The following is a 19,619-nucleotide window of genomic DNA, read 5'->3' on the forward strand; positions in this document are numbered from 1 at the left end:
CCAGATATATGAGTGCGTTAGACTCCTGGGTTGGCCTGTGTGTCACAATTCCGCTTTCGGCTGTTGCGCCATCCGTGGCACAAACAGCCGCGCTCCGCCTCCACGCTCCGCTTAACGCTGGAACTGTGACCCCCAGACCCAATTTTGGGTAATCAAGCTTGTATGAATTATTTAAATTGCCTTTTGTGCCAAGAATGACACTACTCCCATAATTCCCAAACTTCAGGGACATACCCTACTGTCGCCTGTTTACCGTTACGGACAATCGGAGTCCGGTAAAGCTTGGGATTATTCAGCAGCAGTTCTTCTCTGACAATTGAACTGCTGATTTTGTTTAGATTTAAGCGCGAATAGTCCTTGCTTCCGGTATTAAACAGATTGTTCAGGCCAAGGGCTGCTTTGACGTTCTGCAATTCCCCTTTGCTTAATCCCTTTTGGTCCAGATCAATGAACTGATATTGAATGCGGCGCTCTTTAAACCAGCGTTCCGCCTTTTTTGTATCAAAACATTTTTTAATCCCAAATATCTGTATGTTCATAAACTCTCCTTAACCTCCCGCTCAGGTTTTGACGGGGTTTCTTTCGTTCTTTGGGATTGAATAAAGCTTGTTGTCCATCTTCTGTATTAAGAGTAAAGAATAACATGTAAAAACGAAGATGTCCAAATATTTTAGACATCTTCGATCAAGCAAGCAACTTACATTATTTTATTATCCAGCGATTCAGTCGTAAGACTTAGAATATTACGCCAAGAGCAATTAAAATCAAAATTGCAATCGCAATAATAGCTACCCCATAATTAGGGGGCGCATACACTGGTCTGGCAACCGGCATGCTGCAGCAACAGCCACCTCTATTCATTCTTTGCTCCTCCTCTCCGGGACATTTATCTTATTTTGTTATCCTAGAATACGATTCCCATTGCAATCAACAATAAAATGATGACAACGACAATTGCGATCCCGCAAAGACATCCGCTGCCCATGCCGCCGCCATAAGCGCCTACACCATCAACAGCCATTTTTTTGCACCTCCTGTTATTTTGTATTCGCTTTATTCTATTCGCATTTCCATAATATGGTACTTCATTTTAGCAAAGTGCAAAAATATACCCTCCCCCAACAGTTCACTGTCAAGGAAGAGTAATTTATAGGACTTAGGCGGTACAATCCCAACCTACAATTATCCAGCCAAAATTTGCGCCTAAAGCTTGAAAATAGGTTCGCTACACCGCATGTGAATTTTATCTTCGCGGAAATGGTCTTCTGGCCCTTGGCTCCTTTAGAACCTCAGCCCAGATCACGCCGCGCATTACTTCCGAAGATGACAGAACGAAAGCCAAGGCCGGTTTTTTTTGCGGAATTTGATCTGTTCCCTGTGTGATCTGCCTGTTGGCATAATCACTGCCTTCGGCTCCCCAGGTTCCTTCCTGGTCTGCGGTTCCTTCATCGCCGCCGAGGCCTTCAATGCCCTGGGTGCCCTCGTTCGAAATATACCGATCATAGTCCGATCGTCCTTCTTCTCTCCATTTGTTTTCTGTTCTTTGGACGGTTTCAGCTTTCCGCGGAACTGAAGAAGCAGAAGTTGGAGGGGCAGCAGCCTTTTTCTTGACGGTTGATCCGTACGGTCCAGCCTGCAGCTCTCTCTCAGCCTTTTCCACAGATTCCCTAAGCTGTCTTTCCAGATCTTCGAAGAAATTTCCTTTTTTCTTTCTTTCCATCCGGGAAATGTCCCTGTCCATCTCGGCTGTCAGAGGTTCGAACAACGGCTTGTTGTCCTCCGGCCTTACAGGCCTGCGTTGCGGAGGCTTGTCTTTATTGGCAAAGAAGCTGTAAATTACAACCGCAATAATGATAAATGTTATGATATCCACTGAACATCACCTACTTCTTGGGTATCGTCGTTTCCGGTTCATCTCCTTTGGCTGTGACAGCGATATTATCCCGCATGCGGGTATCTGCAATTACGTTCTGCAGATTGTAATAATCCATAACGCCAAGGCGCCCTTCTTTTAAAGCTGACGCCAGTGCCAGCGGCACCTCGGCTTCCGCATCCACGACTTTTGCTCTCATTTCCTGAACAGACGCTTTCATTTCCTGTTCCCTGGCTACCGCCATCGCTCTGCGTTCCTCCGCTTTGGCCTGGGCAATCCTCTTGTCCGCTTCGGCCTGATCTGTTTGCAGCTGCGCTCCAATGTTTTTGCCGACATCGACATCGGCAATATCAATTGAGAGGATTTCAAAAGCTGTTCCGGAATCCAACCCTTTATTCAAAACGGCCTGGGATATCATGTCCGGATTTTCGAGGACATTGGCATGGGAAGAGGAACTACCAATACTTGTGACAATCCCTTCACCGACACGTGCGATGATCGTTTCTTCGCCTGCGCCGCCGACCAGACGGTCAATATTGGCTCTTACGGTAACCCTTGCTATAACTCTTAATTCAATCCCATTTTGTGCAACAGCAGAGACGGTGGGTGTTTGGATAACTTTCGGATTAACGGACATTTGCACCGCTTGCATAATATCACGTCCTGCCAAATCAATGGCTGCGGCTCTTTCAAATTTAAGCGGTATGGCTGCTCTTTCCGCAGCAATCAATGCGTTAACGACTTTGTCGACATTTCCTCCGGCAAGGTAATGGGCCTCAAGCTGCGCCGGGGTAAGCCCCAGACCAGCTTTATGTGCTTTAATCAATGGGTTCACAATCCTGATCGGTGCAACTCGCCTAAGTCTCATCCCGATCAGCGTGAATATGCCGATATTAACACCAGCTGCCAAAGCCGAAATCCAGAGACCGACCGGAATAAACGTAAACAGAACCATTAGGATAATCAGAACCAGCATAATCAGTATCACCGTTGTAACAAGTGCCGTTGTCATATGTTTATGACCTCCTATTCATTTTCTTCCCTGCTCACAATGATTCTTGTACCCTCGACCGCGATGACCTTTATCGCAGAATCTTTCGGAATGAAGCTTCCATCTGTGACGACATCGACCCGTTCCCCTTCAATCTGCGCTGTACCTGCCGGACGGAGCAGGGTCAGGGCTTTTCCGGTTTTCCCGAGATAGTGTATATAATCTGTTTTGGGTGCTACGAAGCCTTCTTCGGTTCTCTGCTTTTCCCCCAAAGCTACCTTGCGCCAGAGTTTTTTCAGCCGACCTGTTTTATACCCAATATAGATCAGCAGCCCTGCCACAATAAGTATGATCAGAAGATACAAGACACCCTCGGCAAACGAATCGGCCACTAAAAATACTCCGCCAATCATCATCAAAAGCCCGATGATTCCAGAGACGCCAAAGCCTGGAATAATGAATATCTCCAGAATAACCAGAATGATTCCTACAATAATCAAGGAAAGAGAAATACCGACAAAAACATCCAAATTCACACCCCCCTTTCTTCGCTTATTTTAGCATAATTTTACTTTTTCGGCTATTCTTTCTGCTGTCACGCCAGATTCATGAATTCATTCTTAAAGACAGCCGTTTCCTAAACCTTACAATATCCGGCAATGATTAAATTCACCTTAGAGCTTATTCGATAATGTATGATTCATTCTGCAGACAAATGATCTGCATTAATCATTTGTCTGCATTAATCATATCTTAAGCTTACTGCTTATAATAATAGTCAGAGGTGATATAAATGCCTGAGTTATTAAAATTCTTTCTATATTCTATTTTTGCTCTTGGAATGATTTTCCTGGCAGTAATAGCTTCTTGGGTCTTTTTGCTTCTCCTAGGCATCGGGATTTCCACCCATGTCATCTATCAGAAATTTTTCAGCAAGAAGAAAAAGACCACACTCGGGGCGAATGCCTTTCGCCAAGGAACATGGAATAAAACCGCCAATGGCAGTCAGCGGGAATATATGACTGTGATTGATGCGGATAATACAGAGAACGAATACCGGATACCGAAGATATAACAACTTTAAGAAAACAGTGTAAAGGAAGAAGCCGATAAGCAGTTCAGATGAAAAGCTCTATGTCAGCTTCCAGGGCATCCTGCAGATAATCTTTTGCTGTCATGATTTTGACATCCGGAATCATTTCTTCAAGTGTAAAACCCATGATCTCAAGGGAAAGCTTGCATATGTAAAAGCTTACTCCCTTTTTTTGCGCTCCTTTCAGAAAAGCGGAAAGATCAGGGGCATCCTGCTCCTCCATCATCTGTTTCAGCATGGCCTTTCCGATACCAGCCATATTCATCCGGGAAAGCGGCAAGTCTTCCGGACCTTTCGGTGCCGTCATTCCTAACATTTTCTCATAAACCGTTTTGTCTTCTAAAGACATCTTCTCCGGATCGCGTATCAGACACAGACCCCAAAAAGCGAAAAAGATACTGACTTTCATGTTGAGCTCGCGGGCCGAATTAGCCAGGATCAAGGCCGCCATCGCCTTGTCATAATCCCCGCTGAACAAAATCAGGCTGAGTTTCTTCTCTTTTTCCATGATAAGCACCACCATTTCTTAGATGTATGTTTTTATTTTCGGTAATGGTCCTCATCTTTATACAGGCTTGACTGCCTTAGCTGTACATTTTCAAATATCGTCTTCTGTCTTTGGCAATTTCCTGCAATACTTCCAGCAGCCTGCCAACTTCGTGAGGTTCATTGTATAAACCAAAACTGACTCTTACCATCCCGGGTCTGTTTTCCGGAAGATGATCCGCAGCTGCGCTTAAGATGGCTGGTTCGACTTTCATGAGCTTTTGGACGTAAGGATGCGCGCAAAAACACCCGCTCCTGACAGAAATGCCGGCTTCTCCGGCTAATATATCCGCCAGTTTCTCATGATAAACGCCCTTCATATTAAAGGGAACAATCCCGACGCGCTCCTGACTTTGATCTTCTGCACAATAGATATCGATACAGTCTATTTTTTTTAGTCCCTGAATCAGTTGTGCTGTCAGGTTTTTTTCATGCTTGTACACATTTCGCATCCCGACTGCACTTAAGGTTTTTATACTTGCGGCCAAGGCCAGCACACCCATTAAGTTGGGCGTTCCAGCCTCATCTTTGGAAGGAGGATCATTCCAGATTACGAAATCGCGAGTTACAGCTTTGACTGTTCCTCCGCCCTGATAATCAGGGCTTCCCTTCAGAAAAAAGTCTTTGGGACCAATCAGAACGCCAGTCCCAAAAGGCGCATACATCTTATGTGCGGAGAACACAAGAAAATCAATATGCTTGCTGGAAGCGGAAGGCTTCGTATCAAACGGCTGATGAGGAAGCAGCTGCGATCCGTCAACCATGACCTTGGCGCCATATTTATGGGCCCATTCAGCAATTCGATGTACGGGATTGACATAACCTGTTACATTTGAAGCTCCGGCTACAGTTACCAGCTTGACCCGGCCTTTATATTTCTCCAGCTTTTCAATAAAATCGTTAAAAATTAGCCTGCCGCATTCATCCACCTCAATATAGTCGACCTCATACTTTTCCCGCCAGGGAAGGTCATTGGAATGATGCTCCATGGAAGTGGAAAGGATAACACTTTTTATGTATGGGTCCATGTCCTGTGACAGCCTGAAGGCCACTTTATTGATAGCTTCTGTGGCATTCTTAACAAAGATCACCACATCCCTTTTGTGGTCTGCACCCACAAAATCCATCACTGTTTTCCTGGCATTTTCATATTTTTCCGAAGACAATTTGGACTTGTAGCCGGCCCCCCTGTGAATTGACGAATAATACGGTGCAAAGCTGCTGATTTCCTGGAGCACTGAAACAAAAGGCGGCGTCGTTGCTGCGTTGTCAAAATTGATTCCCCTGCTGTTTTTACCGTTTTTGAGCTCAACCTCCGCATCAATTCCGACAACAAGTTTAGCGTAATTCATTTTGGTAATAGCAATACTCATTTTCCTCTCCCCTATAACATAATGATCCCCTCATAGTTTATTGACCAAGCGAGAATTTGTTACTTCATTACGCGCAAACTCATTTTATATTCATGAATTAGCGTTGAAAACTGCTCATTATTGGCTTTCTGAGCCACTAAGACACCGCTTTTTTTTAGTAATCTTTGATGAACTTCTTCCCGGTTGACTAAGAACTGGAGCATCTTCCTTAGTGAAGTGTCCTCAGTCAGCGTGAGATGCCGCAGGTACAGTCTCTTGGCCCTGATCTCCGCTTCTTCATTGATCTTGAGCATCTCATTAATATCCGTACTTTTCTCAACATATTCCATATTCCAGGACTCCTGCCCGGAATTGGCAAGCGGCAAATCAGCAAGGCCAAGCTTTCTGACTGCAGCTGCAATGATCTCCATATGCGCAAGCTCTTCCGAGGCCATCATACCCAAAAGATCACGAATATATGGATTGGTCACATGCAGGCATTGATACATATGACGTGTAAAAGCAGTAAATTCCCCGTCTTTCCCGCCGATATGTTCCAATAAGCTCCGGGCCAGCTTCTCATTTTTCTTCTCAACATAAACCGGATATAGTAAACGTTTCTGGTAACTAAACATCCCAATTCCTCCTGACGGCCATGGCAAATCATTCTTTAGCTTATTATATTGACGATCCTTTCAACCGGTTCCGGCCCATGCATTTTAAAAAGCCCTCGCTTTTGTTCCCGTCGAGCATGTATCGGATGTATGCATATCTGGCCTTGTTGTATTCCTGAAATATTCTCCTGGCTTTCTCGGGATCATGGTAGACCTTCCAATAACCGGTCAGCAGAGGTTTTTTATCGGGGAAATAGATAAAATCTGCCACATCGTCCAGTGGGAAGCCCAGAAATAGTCCAATTTCGTGAGGGAAAGGCCCGACGATCCATTTTTGTTTTAAAGTCCGTATTGCCGTATCCTGATCCGTCTCCCCGCAATAACCAAGCGCTCTTAAGAAATGCTGATTTTCAGGGATTTGCAGTATTGAGGATAATCTGTCTGCAGCATAAAATAATACGCTGACAGAAGCTTTGTTCCTGACAATTTCCTGAACCGTCACATAGGGGTAAAGCCTATCTTTGATTTGATCCCAGGTCTCCAGCATATCTTTTTTGATGGCAGTGGTAAATGTAAGCAGTTCAGCCGGCTTGGATGCTATAAGCAGCGGTGCGAGATGATAGGTGATATTATCGAGCAGATATTGCCTGGTCCCCTGTTTTTTTCTTTGGCTGGTGTAAGTCGCGATGAAGTCCTGCATATCATCCTCCAAAAACAAATCTTCAATGGTACTAGATTTATTTTCCTAAATGCCAGAACGGATTATACAAAAAACCTGTTTCCTTATTTTTTGTAAGGAAACAGGTTTTTCATCTTATTATTATATTTTAATGCTATTTTAATGCTGTGTTTGATCGCTTACTTTCTTCTTCATTTGAGCGCGAGTTTGTCCATCGCAGCCTGCATGATTTCAGCATCCCTGACTCTTAGAACGACCTGGGCTTGCTCGTTTTCCTTTTCCACAAAACCATACATATATTCGACGTTCACGCCCTCGGCAACAAGCTTGTTCAGTTGTCCAGCCAGACCTCCCGGACTATCGGGAACTTTTAGCACCCAAACCTGGGTGATCTTGACGACACAATTGCGCTCCCGGAGTTTCTCCGCAACTTCTTCCGGATTCTCCACGATAATTCTGAGTACACCGTAATCTTTGGTGTCAGCAAGGGACAGCGCGCGGATATTGACTTGAAGGTCAGCTAAAGTATTCAGTGCGTCTGCCAGACGGCCCTGGGCATTTTCCAGAAAAATTGACAGTTGTAACATATGTTTTTCCCCCTTTATTTTTTTCATTTAGGAGAATTTAGCTTAATTGTTTTTCCTTGCGTTTATCAATTACACGCTTCGCTTTTCCTTCGCTGCGCGGGATACTCTTCGGCTCGACAAGACGCACCCTGGCTGCAATATTAAGGATCTCATGTATTTTAGTTTGAAGCCTTTGCTGGAGCTCCTCGAGTTCCCGGATCTCATCGTTGAAGCTTGCCGCATTCACCTCAATCTGCACTTCGAGGGTATCAAGATTACCCTCACGGTCCACAACAATCAGATAATGCGGTTCGATTCCGCCTACCGACAGGATCGCTTCTTCAATCTGGCTTGGGAAGACGTTGACACCGCGAATAATCAGCATATCATCGACTCTGGCCGACACTCTCTTCATCGTCCAGCCGGTGTGGCCGCACGTACAGCTTCCATAGGTGATGCTGGTAATATCTTTCGTTCTATAGCGAAGTCCGGGGAAACCCATTTTGTTAAAGCTGGTAAGAACGAGCTCTCCTGTTTCTCCTTCCGGCAGAACATTTCCGTCTTTGTCGAGAATTTCAGGGTAGAAGTTCTCATCGATATGCAGCCCTTCGCCTTTCAGGCACTCCAAAGAAACGCCGGGTCCCATCGTTTCACTCAATCCATAGATATCGAGCGCCCGAATACCAAGTCTGGTTTCAATCTCAGCTCTCATCTGTTCTGTCCAGGGCTCAGCGCCAAATATCCCGACCCTCAGCTTCAGGTCTTCTTTGGTCATACCCTCTTCCCCCAGACTGTCTGCCAGATAAAGTGCGTACGACGGAGTACAGCAAAGAACCGTACTTCCAAAGTCACGCATCAGCATCAGCTGACGCTGGGTGTTGCCGCCGGAGATCGGAATGACTAAAGCCCCAAGTTCTTCACATCCGTAATGCAGTCCCATACCGCCGGTAAACAAGCCATAGCCGTAAGCGACCTGTACAACGTCGTTGGACGTAATGCCGGCCCTTCTGAGACCGTTGGCCACAATTTTGGCCCATAACTGAATATCTTCACGGGTATACCCTACAACGGTCGGTTTTCCCGTTGTCCCTGAGGAAGCATGGATTCTGACCATCTTTTCCAATGGCTCGGCAAATAATCCAAAAGGATAATTCTGGCGTAACGCTTCTTTATCCGTCAATGGTATCTTCCGAAAATCCTCCAGGGATTTGACATCACCGGGATAATAGATACCCACCTCAGCTAGTTTTTTCTTGTAGTAGGGAGCTTTTAAGACCTGTTCAATGGTCTTTCTTAAATGAAGTAACAACTCATCCTGAGTCATCCTACCATCCTCCTGCCTCAAACTTATTTTGACACGCTAACTGTTAACAATAGGTATATTATATATCAAGATAATCCATATTTGAATCTGTATTTTGAAATAGCGCTTGTAAGTTTTCCTGTTATCAACATAAAAAGGATGCCCTGGATTCCCACGACACCCTCTGCAGTCTGTTATTCTTCTACTGACACCGATGATTTTTCTCTGCTATAGCTATTTCTATTGGAAGCTTAACAACGTTTCAGCGTCCGGCCAGTTTCCTTAATTGTTCGACTTTATCAAGCTTCTCCCACGGGAGGTCAAGGTCATTGCGACCAAAATGCCCGTAGGCCGCGGTCTGTCTATAGATTGGTCTGCGGAGATCCAGAGTGTTGATGATTGCAGCCGGGCGAAGATCAAACGTTTCATTAATCAGCGTGATGATTTTATCATCACTGACCTTGCCCGTCCCAAATGTTTCAACTGAAATGGAGACAGGACGTGCAACCCCAATCGCATAGGCGATCTGAATCTCACAGCGGTCAGCTAGGCCCGCTCCGACAACATTTTTGGCCACATAGCGCGCGGCATAAGCCCCGGACCGGTCAACCTTCGTAGGATCTTTTCCGGAAAACGCCCCGCCACCATGTCTAGCCATACCGCCATAGGTGTCAACGATAATTTTTCTGCCGGTAAGTCCTGCATCACCCTGAGGCCCGCCAATCACAAATCTGCCCGTCGGGTTGATATAATAACGGGTATTCTCATCCAGCATTTCAGATGGAACCACTGGTCTTACGACATGCTCCAGAAGGTCGTTTTTGATCTGCTCCTGGGAAACCTCAGGATGATGCTGGGTCGAAATTACAATCGTATCGATTCTTTTGGGTTTTCCGTCCTCGTATTCAACGGTAACCTGCGTTTTACCGTCAGGTCTTAAATAGTTCAGCACTTCCGCCTTACGGATTTCAGCTAGCCTGCGGGCCAGCTTATGCGCAAGATCAATCGGCACCGGCATGAATGTTTCGGTTTCGTTTGTCGCATAGCCAAACATCATCCCCTGGTCTCCTGCACCGATCTCACTGATATCTTCTTCGGATATTTTTGCCTCCAGTGCTTTGTTAACGCCTAAGGCAATATCACTGGACTGCTCTCCAATCGAGGTCAGCACCGCACATGTATCTGCGTCAAAGCCATATTTGGCTCTCGTATATCCAATCTGTCTGATGGTTTCCCTTACGACTCTTGGAATATCCACATAACAATGGGTGGTAATCTCGCCGCTTACCAGAACCAGCCCGGTTGTCACAGATGTTTCACAGGCAACTCTTGCTTCTCTGTCCTGACACAGGACGGCATCAAGAATTGCATCCGAAATTTGATCGCATATTTTGTCGGGATGTCCTTCGGTAACAGATTCTGAGGTAAATAATTTGTAACCCATCCAAAATCACTCCTTTGATCCAATACCTTTGTTCAAGGCAATCTCTTGCACCAACCTTCTGGCGACATCCAGCTTGCTCATTTTGGGCAGATCTATCTTTCTGCCATCGGGATAAAGAAAACTAACAATATTGGTATCTGTGCCAAAACCTGCACCAGGTGCTGTGACATCATTGACTACAAGCATATCGGCCTTTTTGCGTTTTAACTTTTCCAGACCGTTTTCAATCACATTTTGGGTCTCGGCAGCAAAGCCAACCAAGTACTGGTGTTTCTTCCGAGCCCCCAAAGCTGACAGAATATCTGGATTCGGAACTAATTCTAGGATAACAGACTCTCCGTCTTTTTTGATCTTTTGCTCATTGCGGACTGCAGGTCGAAAATCAGCAACAGCAGCTGCTTTGACGACGATATCCTGTTCCGCATATCGTGTCATAACTTCCAGATACATCTCTTCCGCTGAAATAATCCGGACCGTTTCCACGCCGAACGGGGGCAGGATATCCGAGGGTCCGCTGACCAGGGTCACCTGTGCGCCTGCCTCAGCAAACGCCTCAGCAATTGCATAGCCCATGCGGCCTGAGCTGTAATTTCCAAGATATCTGACCGGATCAAGTTCCTCGCGGGTGCCGCCGGCCGTAACTAGCACTTTCCGGCCTTTCATGATTCCCCGGTTTAACATAAAATTCTGAAGGAAATCAATGATCTCCGCAGGCTCACTCATCCTGCCGTCACCCTCTGCTCCGCAGGCTTGGTATCCTTTGGCTGGCCCGATCATATGAATACCCCGCTGCTGAAGAATCCCCAGATTCTGCTGCGTTGCAGGGTGATGATACATGGCATGATTCATCGCCGGAGCTACAAAAATTGGATTATTGACAGCCAGTAAGACGGTAGAAAGAAAATCATCAGCAAGACCGACAGCCATCTTCGCAATGATATTGGCTGTCGCCGGAGCGATTAAGGTGATGTCTGCCTTCTGGGCCAGAGAAATATGTTCAATGTTCCACATTTTAGGTTCCGTGAACATTTCCGTATAAACCGGCTGTCCTGATATGCTTCTAAATGTCAAAGGCGCAACGAGCTCTGTCGCTGATTTTGTCATCACGACAGAGACCTCTGCACCGCTTTTCACCAGTCTGCTGGCGATGTCGACCGCTTTGTAGGCAGCAATACTGCCTGTTACGCCCAGAAGCACACGTTTACCGCAAAGCATCTGACGTTACCTTATCAAAAAAGTCAGGATAGACTTTTCCGTCTGCAATCTCAAGCAAAGCCCTGCTAACAGGTTTTGTATCTTTAAATTCACTTGCATCCAAATTGTTCATGAGTACCCTGGCCCTTTTGGCAGCTGCCACCACTAGGGTATATTTACTGTCTGCCTGGGACATCAGAACATCCAAAGAAGGCTGCTTCATCGTTATTCCTCCTTCAAATTAGAACGACTTTAAAATTATTATGGCTTTGAACTCACCCGGCATTTTTCTGCAATCATAATACTCTTAAGCTTTTCTACTGCAGTGCCAATTTCGTCGTTCTCAACAGCATAATCATAATCCTTCATATTTTTCATTTCCTGAACGGCTTGTGCCAGTCTGCGCTGCACGACCTCAGGTGTTTCCGTTCCTCTTCCATAAAGCCTTTCAGCGAGCTCTTCCAGGGAAGGCGGAACAATGAAAATAAACACACCATCCGGAAAAGCCTTTTTGACAATTTTTGCTCCCTGCATATCGATTTCCAGTAAGATGGTCTTGTTTCTCTTCAGGACACTTTCCACATGAAATCTTGGGGTTCCATACAGGTTTCCGCAAAACTCTGCCCATTCCAGAAACTCATTATTCTCAACCATTTTAAGAAATTGATCCCTGGAACGAAAATAGTATTCTTTTCCCTCTGTTTCTCCCGGTCTTGGTGCCCTAGTCGTTACAGAAACAGAATATTCCAGATCGCCGCACTCGGCAAAAAGCCGCTTACACAGTGTTCCTTTTCCAACTCCTGCAGGACCTGAAACCACAATCAGCAGTCCTTTGTCTTCCATTTTAATCAGCCGGATCTTCATTACTGGATTCTTTGGCGGTCAGACGATGGGCAACCGTTTCAGGCTGAACAGCCGACAAAATCACGTGGTGGCTGTCACACATAATGACGGCACGCGTTCTTCGCCCATAGGTGGCGTCGATGAGCATTCCTGTATCGCGCGCTTCCTGAATAATTCGCTTAATGGGTGCTGATTCCGGACTTACAATCGAGATAATTCTGTTGGCCGATACAATATTGCCAAATCCTATATTAATCAATTTGATATCCAATTCCTATACCTCCCATATTCAATACGCTGCATACCGGCGTTATTGCTCTTTTTCATCGTGTTACTCGATATTCTGAACCTGTTCCCGGATTTTCTCCAATTCACTTTTTCCTTGGACAACAATATGTGAAATCTCCAGATCATTTGCCTTAGACCCAATGGTATTGATCTCTCTGTTCATTTCCTGAATCAGAAAATCCAGTTTCCGTCCAATCGGCTCATTGGTTGAAAAGGCTTTGGTAAATTGTTCAAAATGGCTCCCGAGCCTGACCAGCTCTTCCTCAATAGAAGACCTGTCGGCAAAAATGGCAATTTCGGTAATCAGTCTAGCTTCATCCAGTGAAGTGTCCGCCAGAAGCGCCGCAAGCCTTTCCCTTAATTTTTCCTGATATTCCGCGACAACCTGCGGCGCTCTTACAGTTACTTGATCAACCATTCCGGAAAGGTCATCTAATTTTTTCAGCAAATCCTTGGCCAGTCTCTCCCCTTCAGTCCTACGCATTTGAATTAACTGGTTCAGCGCCTCCTGTAAAGCCATATTGAGATATGGCCACAAGGCTTCGGCATCCGTCTCTTCGTTTTCAACACTGAGTACTTCAGGGAGCGAAACCAGACTAAAAAGATCGCTCTTATACGTGGTATTGAGCAAATTTGCCAATTCCTTCAGAGAATTATCATACGACAGCACTAAATCTTTGTCAACCTTAACTAATCTCTTTTTTTCTTCCGTTTCCTTGATATTTACGTAAATATCAATGCGGCCTCGCTGGACTTTTTCCTGCACGGCTTTACGAAAACGTTCCTCAATGATATTCAGGTTCCTTGGTAGTTTCACCAGGACTTCCAGGAAGCGATTGTTCACTGACTTCATTTCTACTGAAATCTGAACTCCAAGTCCCTGAGCTTCCCCTCTGCCAAAACCAGTCATACTGTTTGCCAATTTCCCTCAACTCCTTACGGACAATCATACCATTTCTTTGCTCCGAAGGGCAAGAATACCGTCTGCATGCTTTAGTGCTTGAAGTCTTTTCATTTATCATAGCTAAGAGATTGCGGTTGAGAGCTTTAGACAGTTTGTCCAAGAATCCGCACCGGTGCGGATTCTTGGACAAACTGTTGATAGGAGGTTTTGCACAATTGCCAGCCAATTATATTAAGTCATATATAGCTTAAAAATTCAGCTTCTCCTATTACAGTCATTATCTTTACTGTTTTCTGTCCATGGACGGACAACTGTCGCGGTGCCATGGATAGCAAGGAGCGACAACATGCAGTAAGCAGCAGGGTTTTGGCATGTTAGCGAGGGTTTCTGGCTTTAGTCGCGAGAACAGGGGAGCGGTGGATCTGTGCAAGACTGCACTACCCATAAAGAAAAGACGCCAGTTTTTAAAATTGACGTCTTCGCTTGGGGCTAAGTTGTGATACGTCCCCATAATCAGACTTAATATTATTCGATGGTTGTTGATCGTTTTGCTCTCTGTTTTTTGTTCTGTGTTCAGCGTTAAAAACGCTCAGGCCTGTCAGCTTAACGCGATTTTGGTTCTTATCCTTTCAATCGCCCTTTCAGTATTCTCTTTGGTATTGAAAGCCGTCAGCCGGAAGAATCCTTCCCCACTCGCACCGAAGCCGGCTCCGGGTGTTCCGATAACATTTGCCTCTTTCATCAGCTTGTCAAAGAATTCCCAGGACCCCATCTGTCCCGGTGTTTTTAGCCAGATATACGGTGCATTCACACCGCCAAAGACGGTATATCCCGCTTTTTCTAGACCAGCCCGGATAATTGCGGCATTATCCATATAATAATCAATGGTTTCTTTGACCTGTTGTTTCCCTGCCTCAGAAAATATGGCAGCAGTGGCAGCCTGGATCGGATAAGATACTCCATTGAATTTTGTGGTCTGCCTTCTAAGCCATAATTTATTCAGACTGTGCGCTTCTCCTTTGGAATCATAGACCATGACTTCCTTTGGAACGATGGTATATGCGCAGCGAGTCCCGGTAAAACCAGCCGTCTTGGAAAAACTCCTGAATTCCACGGCCACTTCGCGCGCACCTTCGATTTCAAAAATACTATGGGGAACACCGTCTTCCCGTATGAAAGCTTCGTACGCAGCATCAAATAAGATGATGGCCTTATGATCGCGTGCATAATCGACCCATTTCTTCAGTTCTTCAGCCGAAAGTGTCGTTCCGGTCGGATTATTCGGATAGCACAGGTAGATCATATCTGCTTTCGTGCCGGGAAGCGCCGGTTTCAGTCCATTTTCCTGATTACAGGGAAGATAAACGATTCCTTCAAACTGCCCTTTGTCGTTGTTATAAATACCGGTACGTCCAGCCATGACATTGCTGTCCACATAAACCGGATAAACCGGGTCTGTAACAGCCAGGATATTGCCAGTTCCAAATATCTCCTGAAAATTGGCGGTGTCCGTCTTGGCCCCGTCACTGATAAACACTTCGTTAACTGCCAGGTCGACACCGCGGGGCTTGAAATCGTGCTCAATGATTTTTTCAATCAGGAACTCATATCCCTGTTCTGGGCCATATCCTCTAAAGGTTTTCTGTTGGCCCATTTCCTCGACAGCCTGATGCATTGCTTCGATGACGGCTGGCGGAAGCGGGCGGGTCACATCACCAATACCCATTTTTATTAAGTCACAGTCCGGGTTTTCCTGTCTGAATTGCTTTTCCCGGCGGGCTATTTCCGAAAAGAGATAGCTTCCAGGCAGTTTAAGATAATTTTCATTGACAAAAGCCATTCTATTCACTCTCCTGTAAATATGTAGTTATAATTCCCTGATGTAGTCTTTACTATAGTAGTCATTCAAGTATGATGATGTCTTATGATTCAAGCGTACTTCCGCGAAAAACACAGACTGCTGGACCCGTCATATGGACTTGCTGACCTTCCTGCCATTCAATCTTCAGATCCCCCCCGGGCAAATGAACAATCACAGTTCTATCGGTTCTACCAGCCAGTACTGCTGCAACCACAGATGCGCAGGCTCCCGTTCCGCAGGCCAGCGTTGGGCCAACTCCACGTTCCCACACCTTAACGGTTATTTCACCTGAATTGTCTACCTTGACAAACTCCACATTTGTTTTTCTCGGAAACAGCGGGTGTTTCTCGATCGCAGGACCCAGCGTTTCAAATGGAAGCAATTCCAAATCCTCGGTAAAAATAATACAATGCGGATTTCCCATCGATACCGCCGAAAAAATATATTCTTGCCCGGCAACCTCAAGTTTTTGGCTGAGTGCAGTATCTGTTCCGGCCAAAACAGGTATCTTAATGGGATCAAGACACGGCTCGCCCATGTTAACCGTAACATGGTGTACAGCTCCCCGGCAGATCTCCAGTTTGACATCCAGAACTCCAGCCAACGTTTCTATCTTAAGTGAATCTCTCTGAACGTAACCGGCTTCATAAACATATTTGGCAAAACAGCGTATGCCATTGCCGCACATCTCCGGTTCAGAACCGTCCGGATTAAATATCCTCATCCTTGCATCGGCTACATCGGAAGGCAGAATCACAATAAGACCGTCACCGCCAACGCCAAACTGTCTGTGGCAAAGCTGGACAGCGGTTTCAGCATAATCCATACCCGTCGGAAAAAGAAAATGATCCAGGCAGATAAAATCGTTTCCCAGACCATGCATTTTCACAAAATCCATAAAGGGTTCTCCTCTCGCTGCCTTTTACAGAGTCTGTTCAAAAATGACCTTATCGGCCAAGGCCCATGGGCCTACACCAGCTAAGTTTCTTTAAGAATACTATGAGAACAGCAAAGGGTCAATATTTTTGTCTGAAGTATACATAATGTATGTTTTCATTATGGTAGATTAATTCGTAGGTCCCGTAAGCTGCAATAATACGTAGCTATGTTTGGGTCAGTCTCCATAATGGATGGCCACTTTCGGTCATTGTGTCATCCCTGACACAAAATCCCGCGCTGCGCAATCCATGCTCCGCTTAGCGCTGGCTATCCATTACGGAGACATATTTTAGAGTTAGTGAACGCTTTTCTTAAAGCTAAAATTTGGGCTGGATTTAGTTGGCTGATATCTGTTCCGGAGCAGTCTTGTCAAGCCGATCAGCAGGCTGGGTCCACCGGCAGCCACCAGAATGACAAGCCATTGCCAGCCGACCAGCGCTGTAGTCTTGAAAATTGCCTGCAAAGCCGGAAGATAGATTACCGATAGCTGCATGGTAACAGAGATTGCTACTGCCACGACCAGCAATGGATTGGAAAATATACCAACCTCAAAGATTCCGCGGCGTTCCGACTTGCAATCAAAGACATGAAAAAGCTGAGAAAAAACAAGCGTGGTAAACGCCATGGTCCGTGCCGCTAAAAGACCGACGCCGTACCATAAACCGATGACAAATACAAAGAGTGTCGCTAAACCAATAATCGTTCCCCTGATTAGAATCTTTTGCCCTAATCCCCGCGCAAATACACTTTCCTCCGGCTGACGCGGAACCCTCTTCATGATATCCGGTTCTGTTCCGTCCACCCCCAAAGCCATCGCCGGCAAACCGTCCGTAACCAGATTGACCCAGAGAATCTGTATCGGCAGCAAAGGCAGCGGTAGCCCTGTAAGCGTTCCCAGAAACATGGTCAGCACTTCTCCGAGATTGCAGGAAAGAAGATACCGGATAAACTTTCGGATATTGTCATAAATTCCTCTTCCTTCTTCGACCGCTGCGACGATCGCCGCAAAATTGTCATCAGAGATTACCATGGCCGACGCCTCTTTGGTGACATCGGTTCCGGTCTGCCCCATGGCGACTCCAATATCCGCTTCTTTCACAGCGGGGGCATCATTGACGCCGTCTCCGGTCATCGCCACAATTTGGCCGTTCTTTTTTAAAGCCCTGACGATTCTAAGTTTATCCCTTGGTGCGACCCGGGCAAACACCGAAATATTCATGACTATGTGGCTTAGATCTTCATCTGTCATTTGATCAAGTTCTATTCCGGTAACGACCCGTTCATTAAATCCGCGAATGATCCCGAGTTCTTTCGCGACAGCCTGCGCCGTCAGCTTATGGTCCCCGGTAATCATGACTGGCTTTATCCCGGCAGCCTGGCATACTTTTATCGCTTTCACCGCACTCGTACGTGGCGGATCAATCATCCCTGTCAAACCCAGGAATATTAGATCATTTTCCACATCACCGTTTGGTTCGCCGCGCCGAACATCTTTCAACCCAAGCGCCAGAACCCTGAGTGCATGCGATGCCATCTCATCATTGTAAAACAGAATTTGCTTTCTTCTTTCGGAGGTCAGTTCCACCACGCCATCCTTCGTCATCTCCCGCGAGCATAGTCCCAGAACAACATCCGGCGCTCCTTTGACGTAGGCTTTATATTCCTCCTTATTCTTATAAATAACCGTCATCCTTTTCCGTTCCGATTCAAAAGGGATTTCCGCAACCCTTTGTTCCTTCCGTTCCAAAGCCTCCCGCCAGACTCCCGCTTTGGCGGCCGCAACCAGAAGGGCGCCTTCCGTCGGATCACCTTCGATTCCCCAGATGCTGTCCTGACCTTTGCCTCTGAAAAGTCCTGCCACCTGAATTCCTTTCTTGGTTAATACAGCATTATTGCACAGGGCTGCACACCTTAGCAGTTCTTTCAGAGGGCCTTTATCCTTATACGGGTCAGCGCCATGATAATCGCCTTTGGGGTCATAGCCCTGACCCGTCAGCGTAATGACTTGGTTATCACAAAAAATCCGCCGAACCGTCATTTCATTTTGGGTCAGCGTTCCGGTCTTATCTGAGCAGATTACAGTCGCGCAGCCCAGGGTTTCCACAGCCGGAAGCTTTCGGATCACTGCGTTGCGTTTGACCATCCGCTGCACACCGATTGCCAGCGCAACCGTAACAATTGCCGGAAGACCTTCAGGGATCGCAGCGACTGCCAGAGATACTCCGGCAAAAAACATCTTTTCGAAGCTTTCTCCTTGTAAAACTCCTGTCACCACGACAACAACACAGACGGCAAGACTGATCGTGACCAGCCATTTCCCAAGCTGAGCCAGCCTTTTTTGCAGAGGCGTCTCTTCCTCCTTCACCTCCTGAATCATTCCGGCAATCATACCCATCTCGGTATTCATGCCTGTGGCTATAACGATCCCAAGTCCCCTCCCGTTCACAACCACGGTTCCCATATAGCCCATGTTTTTCCGGTCGGCAACCGAACTGTATTCGTCATTCAAAGGCTGGTTCATTTTAGCGACCGGTTGGGATTCTCCGGTTAGCGCTGATTCTTCCACACGAATGTTTGAGGTGTTCAGCCATCGGATATCGGCAGGTATCCGGTCACCTGCTTCCAGCATGAGAATGTCCCCCGGAGCCAAGCCGGATGCAGGTACCTTTTCCGTCCTACTATTACGCAGAACCATCGCCTCCGGTGCCGTCAGGGAACGCAGCGATTCCATGGACCTTTCAGCCTTGTATTCCTGAATAAAGCCGAGCACTGCATTCAGAAAAACAATAGCCAGAATGGTTACTGCGTCCGCAATTTCCCCCAGCAGACCTGAAATAAGCGTAGCAACCATCAGCACCAGAACCATGAAATCCTTAAACTGACCCAAAAATAAGAAAACCGGGTTAACCCCTTTTTTTACAACCAGAGAATTCGGACCAAATTCCGCCAGCCGCCGGCTGACTTCCCTATCACTAAGACCCTTTTCAGGATCTACTTTAAATCCTTTGCATATTTCTCCGCCGGTTAATATGTGCCATACTTGCCGCTGCATTTCCTGCTCCTCCTTTTCATTTCCATTAGTACATGCTATTCGGCCTGTCCAGAAAAAATTCCCGGATTTGTGTTATA

The 19,619-nt window shown here is 46.2% G+C and carries 21 protein-coding genes; 1 reads left to right on the forward strand and 20 read right to left on the reverse strand.

Annotated features, from left to right (window positions below; genetic code table 11):
* Positions 1–200: 200 nt before the first annotated feature.
* The 5 genes from DHBDCA_RS06900 to DHBDCA_RS06915 form a co-directional block, all read right to left on the reverse strand.
* Positions 201–539 (reverse strand): arsenate reductase family protein, encoded by a 339-nt coding sequence (locus tag DHBDCA_RS06900; protein WP_015043485.1) that lies wholly within the window; start codon positions 537–539, stop codon positions 201–203.
* 196 nt (positions 540–735) lie between these two features.
* Positions 736–861: a hypothetical protein gene (locus DHBDCA_RS15885; RefSeq protein WP_256364957.1), complete on the reverse strand. Its 126-nt coding sequence runs from the start codon at positions 859–861 to the stop codon at positions 736–738.
* A gap of 382 nt (positions 862–1,243) precedes the next feature.
* A complete protein-coding gene (locus tag DHBDCA_RS06905; protein WP_015043487.1) occupies positions 1,244–1,873 on the reverse strand; it encodes a hypothetical protein in 630 nt (209 codons plus the stop codon).
* A 10-nt stretch (positions 1,874–1,883) separates the two neighbouring features.
* Positions 1,884–2,885 carry a flotillin-like protein FloA gene (gene floA, locus DHBDCA_RS06910; protein ID WP_015043488.1) on the reverse strand — a complete coding sequence of 334 codons (1,002 nt, stop codon included), beginning with the start codon at positions 2,883–2,885 and terminating at the stop codon, positions 1,884–1,886.
* Between the two features lie 14 nt (positions 2,886–2,899).
* Positions 2,900–3,394 (reverse strand): NfeD family protein, encoded by a 495-nt coding sequence (locus DHBDCA_RS06915; RefSeq protein ID WP_015043489.1) that lies wholly within the window; start codon positions 3,392–3,394, stop codon positions 2,900–2,902.
* 263 nt (positions 3,395–3,657) lie between these two features.
* On the opposite strand from DHBDCA_RS06915, the gene DHBDCA_RS06920 reads away from it, so the two are divergent.
* Complete coding sequence (locus tag DHBDCA_RS06920) at positions 3,658–3,939, forward strand: hypothetical protein (protein ID WP_015043490.1); 282 nt, start codon at positions 3,658–3,660, stop codon at positions 3,937–3,939.
* A gap of 43 nt (positions 3,940–3,982) precedes the next feature.
* On the opposite strand, the gene DHBDCA_RS06925 is transcribed toward DHBDCA_RS06920, so the two are convergent.
* The 15 genes from DHBDCA_RS06925 to DHBDCA_RS06995 all read right to left on the reverse strand — a co-directional run bounded on the left by DHBDCA_RS06925 (position 3,983) and on the right by DHBDCA_RS06995 (position 19,542).
* Complete coding sequence (locus DHBDCA_RS06925) at positions 3,983–4,465, reverse strand: DsrE/DsrF/DrsH-like family protein (protein ID WP_015043491.1); 483 nt, start codon at positions 4,463–4,465, stop codon at positions 3,983–3,985.
* A gap of 76 nt (positions 4,466–4,541) precedes the next feature.
* Entirely contained in the window at positions 4,542–5,876 is a 1,335-nt protein-coding gene (locus tag DHBDCA_RS06930; protein ID WP_015043492.1) for an aminotransferase class V-fold PLP-dependent enzyme, read from the reverse strand.
* Between the two features lie 59 nt (positions 5,877–5,935).
* Positions 5,936–6,490 carry a manganese catalase family protein gene (locus DHBDCA_RS06935; protein ID WP_015043493.1) on the reverse strand — a complete coding sequence of 185 codons (555 nt, stop codon included), beginning with the start codon at positions 6,488–6,490 and terminating at the stop codon, positions 5,936–5,938.
* Positions 6,491–6,533: 43 nt separating this feature from the next.
* Positions 6,534–7,169, reverse strand: a complete 636-nt coding sequence (locus DHBDCA_RS06940) for a DUF3793 family protein (protein ID WP_015043494.1) — start codon at positions 7,167–7,169, stop codon at positions 6,534–6,536.
* A 170-nt stretch (positions 7,170–7,339) separates the two neighbouring features.
* Complete coding sequence (locus tag DHBDCA_RS06945) at positions 7,340–7,735, reverse strand: ACT domain-containing protein (RefSeq protein WP_015043495.1); 396 nt, start codon at positions 7,733–7,735, stop codon at positions 7,340–7,342.
* A gap of 37 nt (positions 7,736–7,772) precedes the next feature.
* A complete protein-coding gene (locus DHBDCA_RS06950) occupies positions 7,773–9,038 on the reverse strand; it encodes a phenylacetate--CoA ligase family protein (protein WP_015043496.1) in 1,266 nt (421 codons plus the stop codon).
* A 241-nt stretch (positions 9,039–9,279) separates the two neighbouring features.
* Positions 9,280–10,461: a methionine adenosyltransferase gene (gene metK, locus DHBDCA_RS06955; RefSeq protein WP_015043497.1), complete on the reverse strand. Its 1,182-nt coding sequence runs from the start codon at positions 10,459–10,461 to the stop codon at positions 9,280–9,282.
* A gap of 6 nt (positions 10,462–10,467) precedes the next feature.
* The gene (gene coaBC, locus DHBDCA_RS06960) at positions 10,468–11,676 is read right to left on the reverse strand and encodes a bifunctional phosphopantothenoylcysteine decarboxylase/phosphopantothenate--cysteine ligase CoaBC (RefSeq protein ID WP_015043498.1); all 1,209 of its coding nucleotides are present in this window, start codon (positions 11,674–11,676) and stop codon (positions 10,468–10,470) included.
* Positions 11,663–11,878 carry a DNA-directed RNA polymerase subunit omega gene (rpoZ, locus tag DHBDCA_RS06965; RefSeq protein WP_015043499.1) on the reverse strand — a complete coding sequence of 72 codons (216 nt, stop codon included), beginning with the start codon at positions 11,876–11,878 and terminating at the stop codon, positions 11,663–11,665. The genes coaBC and rpoZ overlap by 14 nt, the downstream gene beginning before the upstream one ends.
* 38 nt (positions 11,879–11,916) lie before the next feature.
* Positions 11,917–12,498, reverse strand: a complete 582-nt coding sequence (gene gmk / locus DHBDCA_RS06970; RefSeq protein ID WP_015045313.1) for a guanylate kinase — start codon at positions 12,496–12,498, stop codon at positions 11,917–11,919.
* A gap of 1 nt (position 12,499) precedes the next feature.
* Positions 12,500–12,769: an extracellular matrix/biofilm regulator RemA gene (locus DHBDCA_RS06975; RefSeq protein ID WP_015043501.1), complete on the reverse strand. Its 270-nt coding sequence runs from the start codon at positions 12,767–12,769 to the stop codon at positions 12,500–12,502.
* A 60-nt stretch (positions 12,770–12,829) separates the two neighbouring features.
* Complete coding sequence (locus DHBDCA_RS06980) at positions 12,830–13,708, reverse strand: YicC/YloC family endoribonuclease (RefSeq protein ID WP_015043502.1); 879 nt, start codon at positions 13,706–13,708, stop codon at positions 12,830–12,832.
* A 580-nt stretch (positions 13,709–14,288) separates the two neighbouring features.
* Positions 14,289–15,530, reverse strand: coding sequence for an LL-diaminopimelate aminotransferase (locus tag DHBDCA_RS06985; RefSeq protein ID WP_015043503.1), 1,242 nt, complete (start codon positions 15,528–15,530; stop codon positions 14,289–14,291).
* 82 nt (positions 15,531–15,612) lie between these two features.
* On the reverse strand, positions 15,613–16,449 hold the full coding sequence (gene dapF, locus DHBDCA_RS06990) for a diaminopimelate epimerase (RefSeq protein WP_015043504.1): 837 nt from the start codon (positions 16,447–16,449) through the stop codon (positions 15,613–15,615).
* A 336-nt stretch (positions 16,450–16,785) separates the two neighbouring features.
* Complete coding sequence (locus DHBDCA_RS06995) at positions 16,786–19,542, reverse strand: calcium-transporting P-type ATPase, PMR1-type (RefSeq protein ID WP_015043505.1); 2,757 nt, start codon at positions 19,540–19,542, stop codon at positions 16,786–16,788.
* Positions 19,543–19,619 lie beyond the last annotated feature (77 nt).

The sequence above is a fragment of the Dehalobacter sp. DCA genome (genome assembly GCF_000305775.1).
In the GTDB taxonomy this organism is placed as follows: Bacteria; Bacillota; Desulfitobacteriia; order Desulfitobacteriales; family Syntrophobotulaceae; genus Dehalobacter; species Dehalobacter alkaniphilus.

Bases quoted from the DNA above. Each gene is read 5' to 3' on its own strand.
- DHBDCA_RS06900 (WP_015043485.1), bottom strand. From the start codon at position 539: ATGAACATACAGATATTTGGGATTAAAAAATGTTTTGATACAAAAAAG.
- DHBDCA_RS15885 (WP_256364957.1), bottom strand. From the start codon at position 861: ATGAATAGAGGTGGCTGTTGCTGCAGCATGCCGGTTGCCAGACCAGTG.
- floA (WP_015043488.1), bottom strand. From the start codon at position 2,885: ATGACAACGGCACTTGTTACAACGGTGATACTGATTATGCTGGTTCTG.
- DHBDCA_RS06920 (WP_015043490.1), top strand. From the start codon at position 3,658: ATGCCTGAGTTATTAAAATTCTTTCTATATTCTATTTTTGCTCTTGGA.
- DHBDCA_RS06925 (WP_015043491.1), bottom strand. From the start codon at position 4,465: ATGGAAAAAGAGAAGAAACTCAGCCTGATTTTGTTCAGCGGGGATTAT.
- DHBDCA_RS06930 (WP_015043492.1), bottom strand. From the start codon at position 5,876: ATGAGTATTGCTATTACCAAAATGAATTACGCTAAACTTGTTGTCGGA.
- DHBDCA_RS06935 (WP_015043493.1), bottom strand. From the start codon at position 6,490: ATGTTTAGTTACCAGAAACGTTTACTATATCCGGTTTATGTTGAGAAG.
- DHBDCA_RS06940 (WP_015043494.1), bottom strand. From the start codon at position 7,169: ATGCAGGACTTCATCGCGACTTACACCAGCCAAAGAAAAAAACAGGGG.
- DHBDCA_RS06945 (WP_015043495.1), bottom strand. From the start codon at position 7,735: ATGTTACAACTGTCAATTTTTCTGGAAAATGCCCAGGGCCGTCTGGCA.
- DHBDCA_RS06950 (WP_015043496.1), bottom strand. From the start codon at position 9,038: ATGACTCAGGATGAGTTGTTACTTCATTTAAGAAAGACCATTGAACAG.
- metK (WP_015043497.1), bottom strand. From the start codon at position 10,461: ATGGGTTACAAATTATTTACCTCAGAATCTGTTACCGAAGGACATCCC.
- coaBC (WP_015043498.1), bottom strand. From the start codon at position 11,676: ATGCTTTGCGGTAAACGTGTGCTTCTGGGCGTAACAGGCAGTATTGCT.
- rpoZ (WP_015043499.1), bottom strand. From the start codon at position 11,878: ATGAAGCAGCCTTCTTTGGATGTTCTGATGTCCCAGGCAGACAGTAAA.
- gmk (WP_015045313.1), bottom strand. From the start codon at position 12,498: ATGGAAGACAAAGGACTGCTGATTGTGGTTTCAGGTCCTGCAGGAGTT.
- DHBDCA_RS06985 (WP_015043503.1), bottom strand. From the start codon at position 15,530: ATGGCTTTTGTCAATGAAAATTATCTTAAACTGCCTGGAAGCTATCTC.
- dapF (WP_015043504.1), bottom strand. From the start codon at position 16,449: ATGGATTTTGTGAAAATGCATGGTCTGGGAAACGATTTTATCTGCCTG.
- DHBDCA_RS06995 (WP_015043505.1), bottom strand. From the start codon at position 19,542: ATGCAGCGGCAAGTATGGCACATATTAACCGGCGGAGAAATATGCAAA.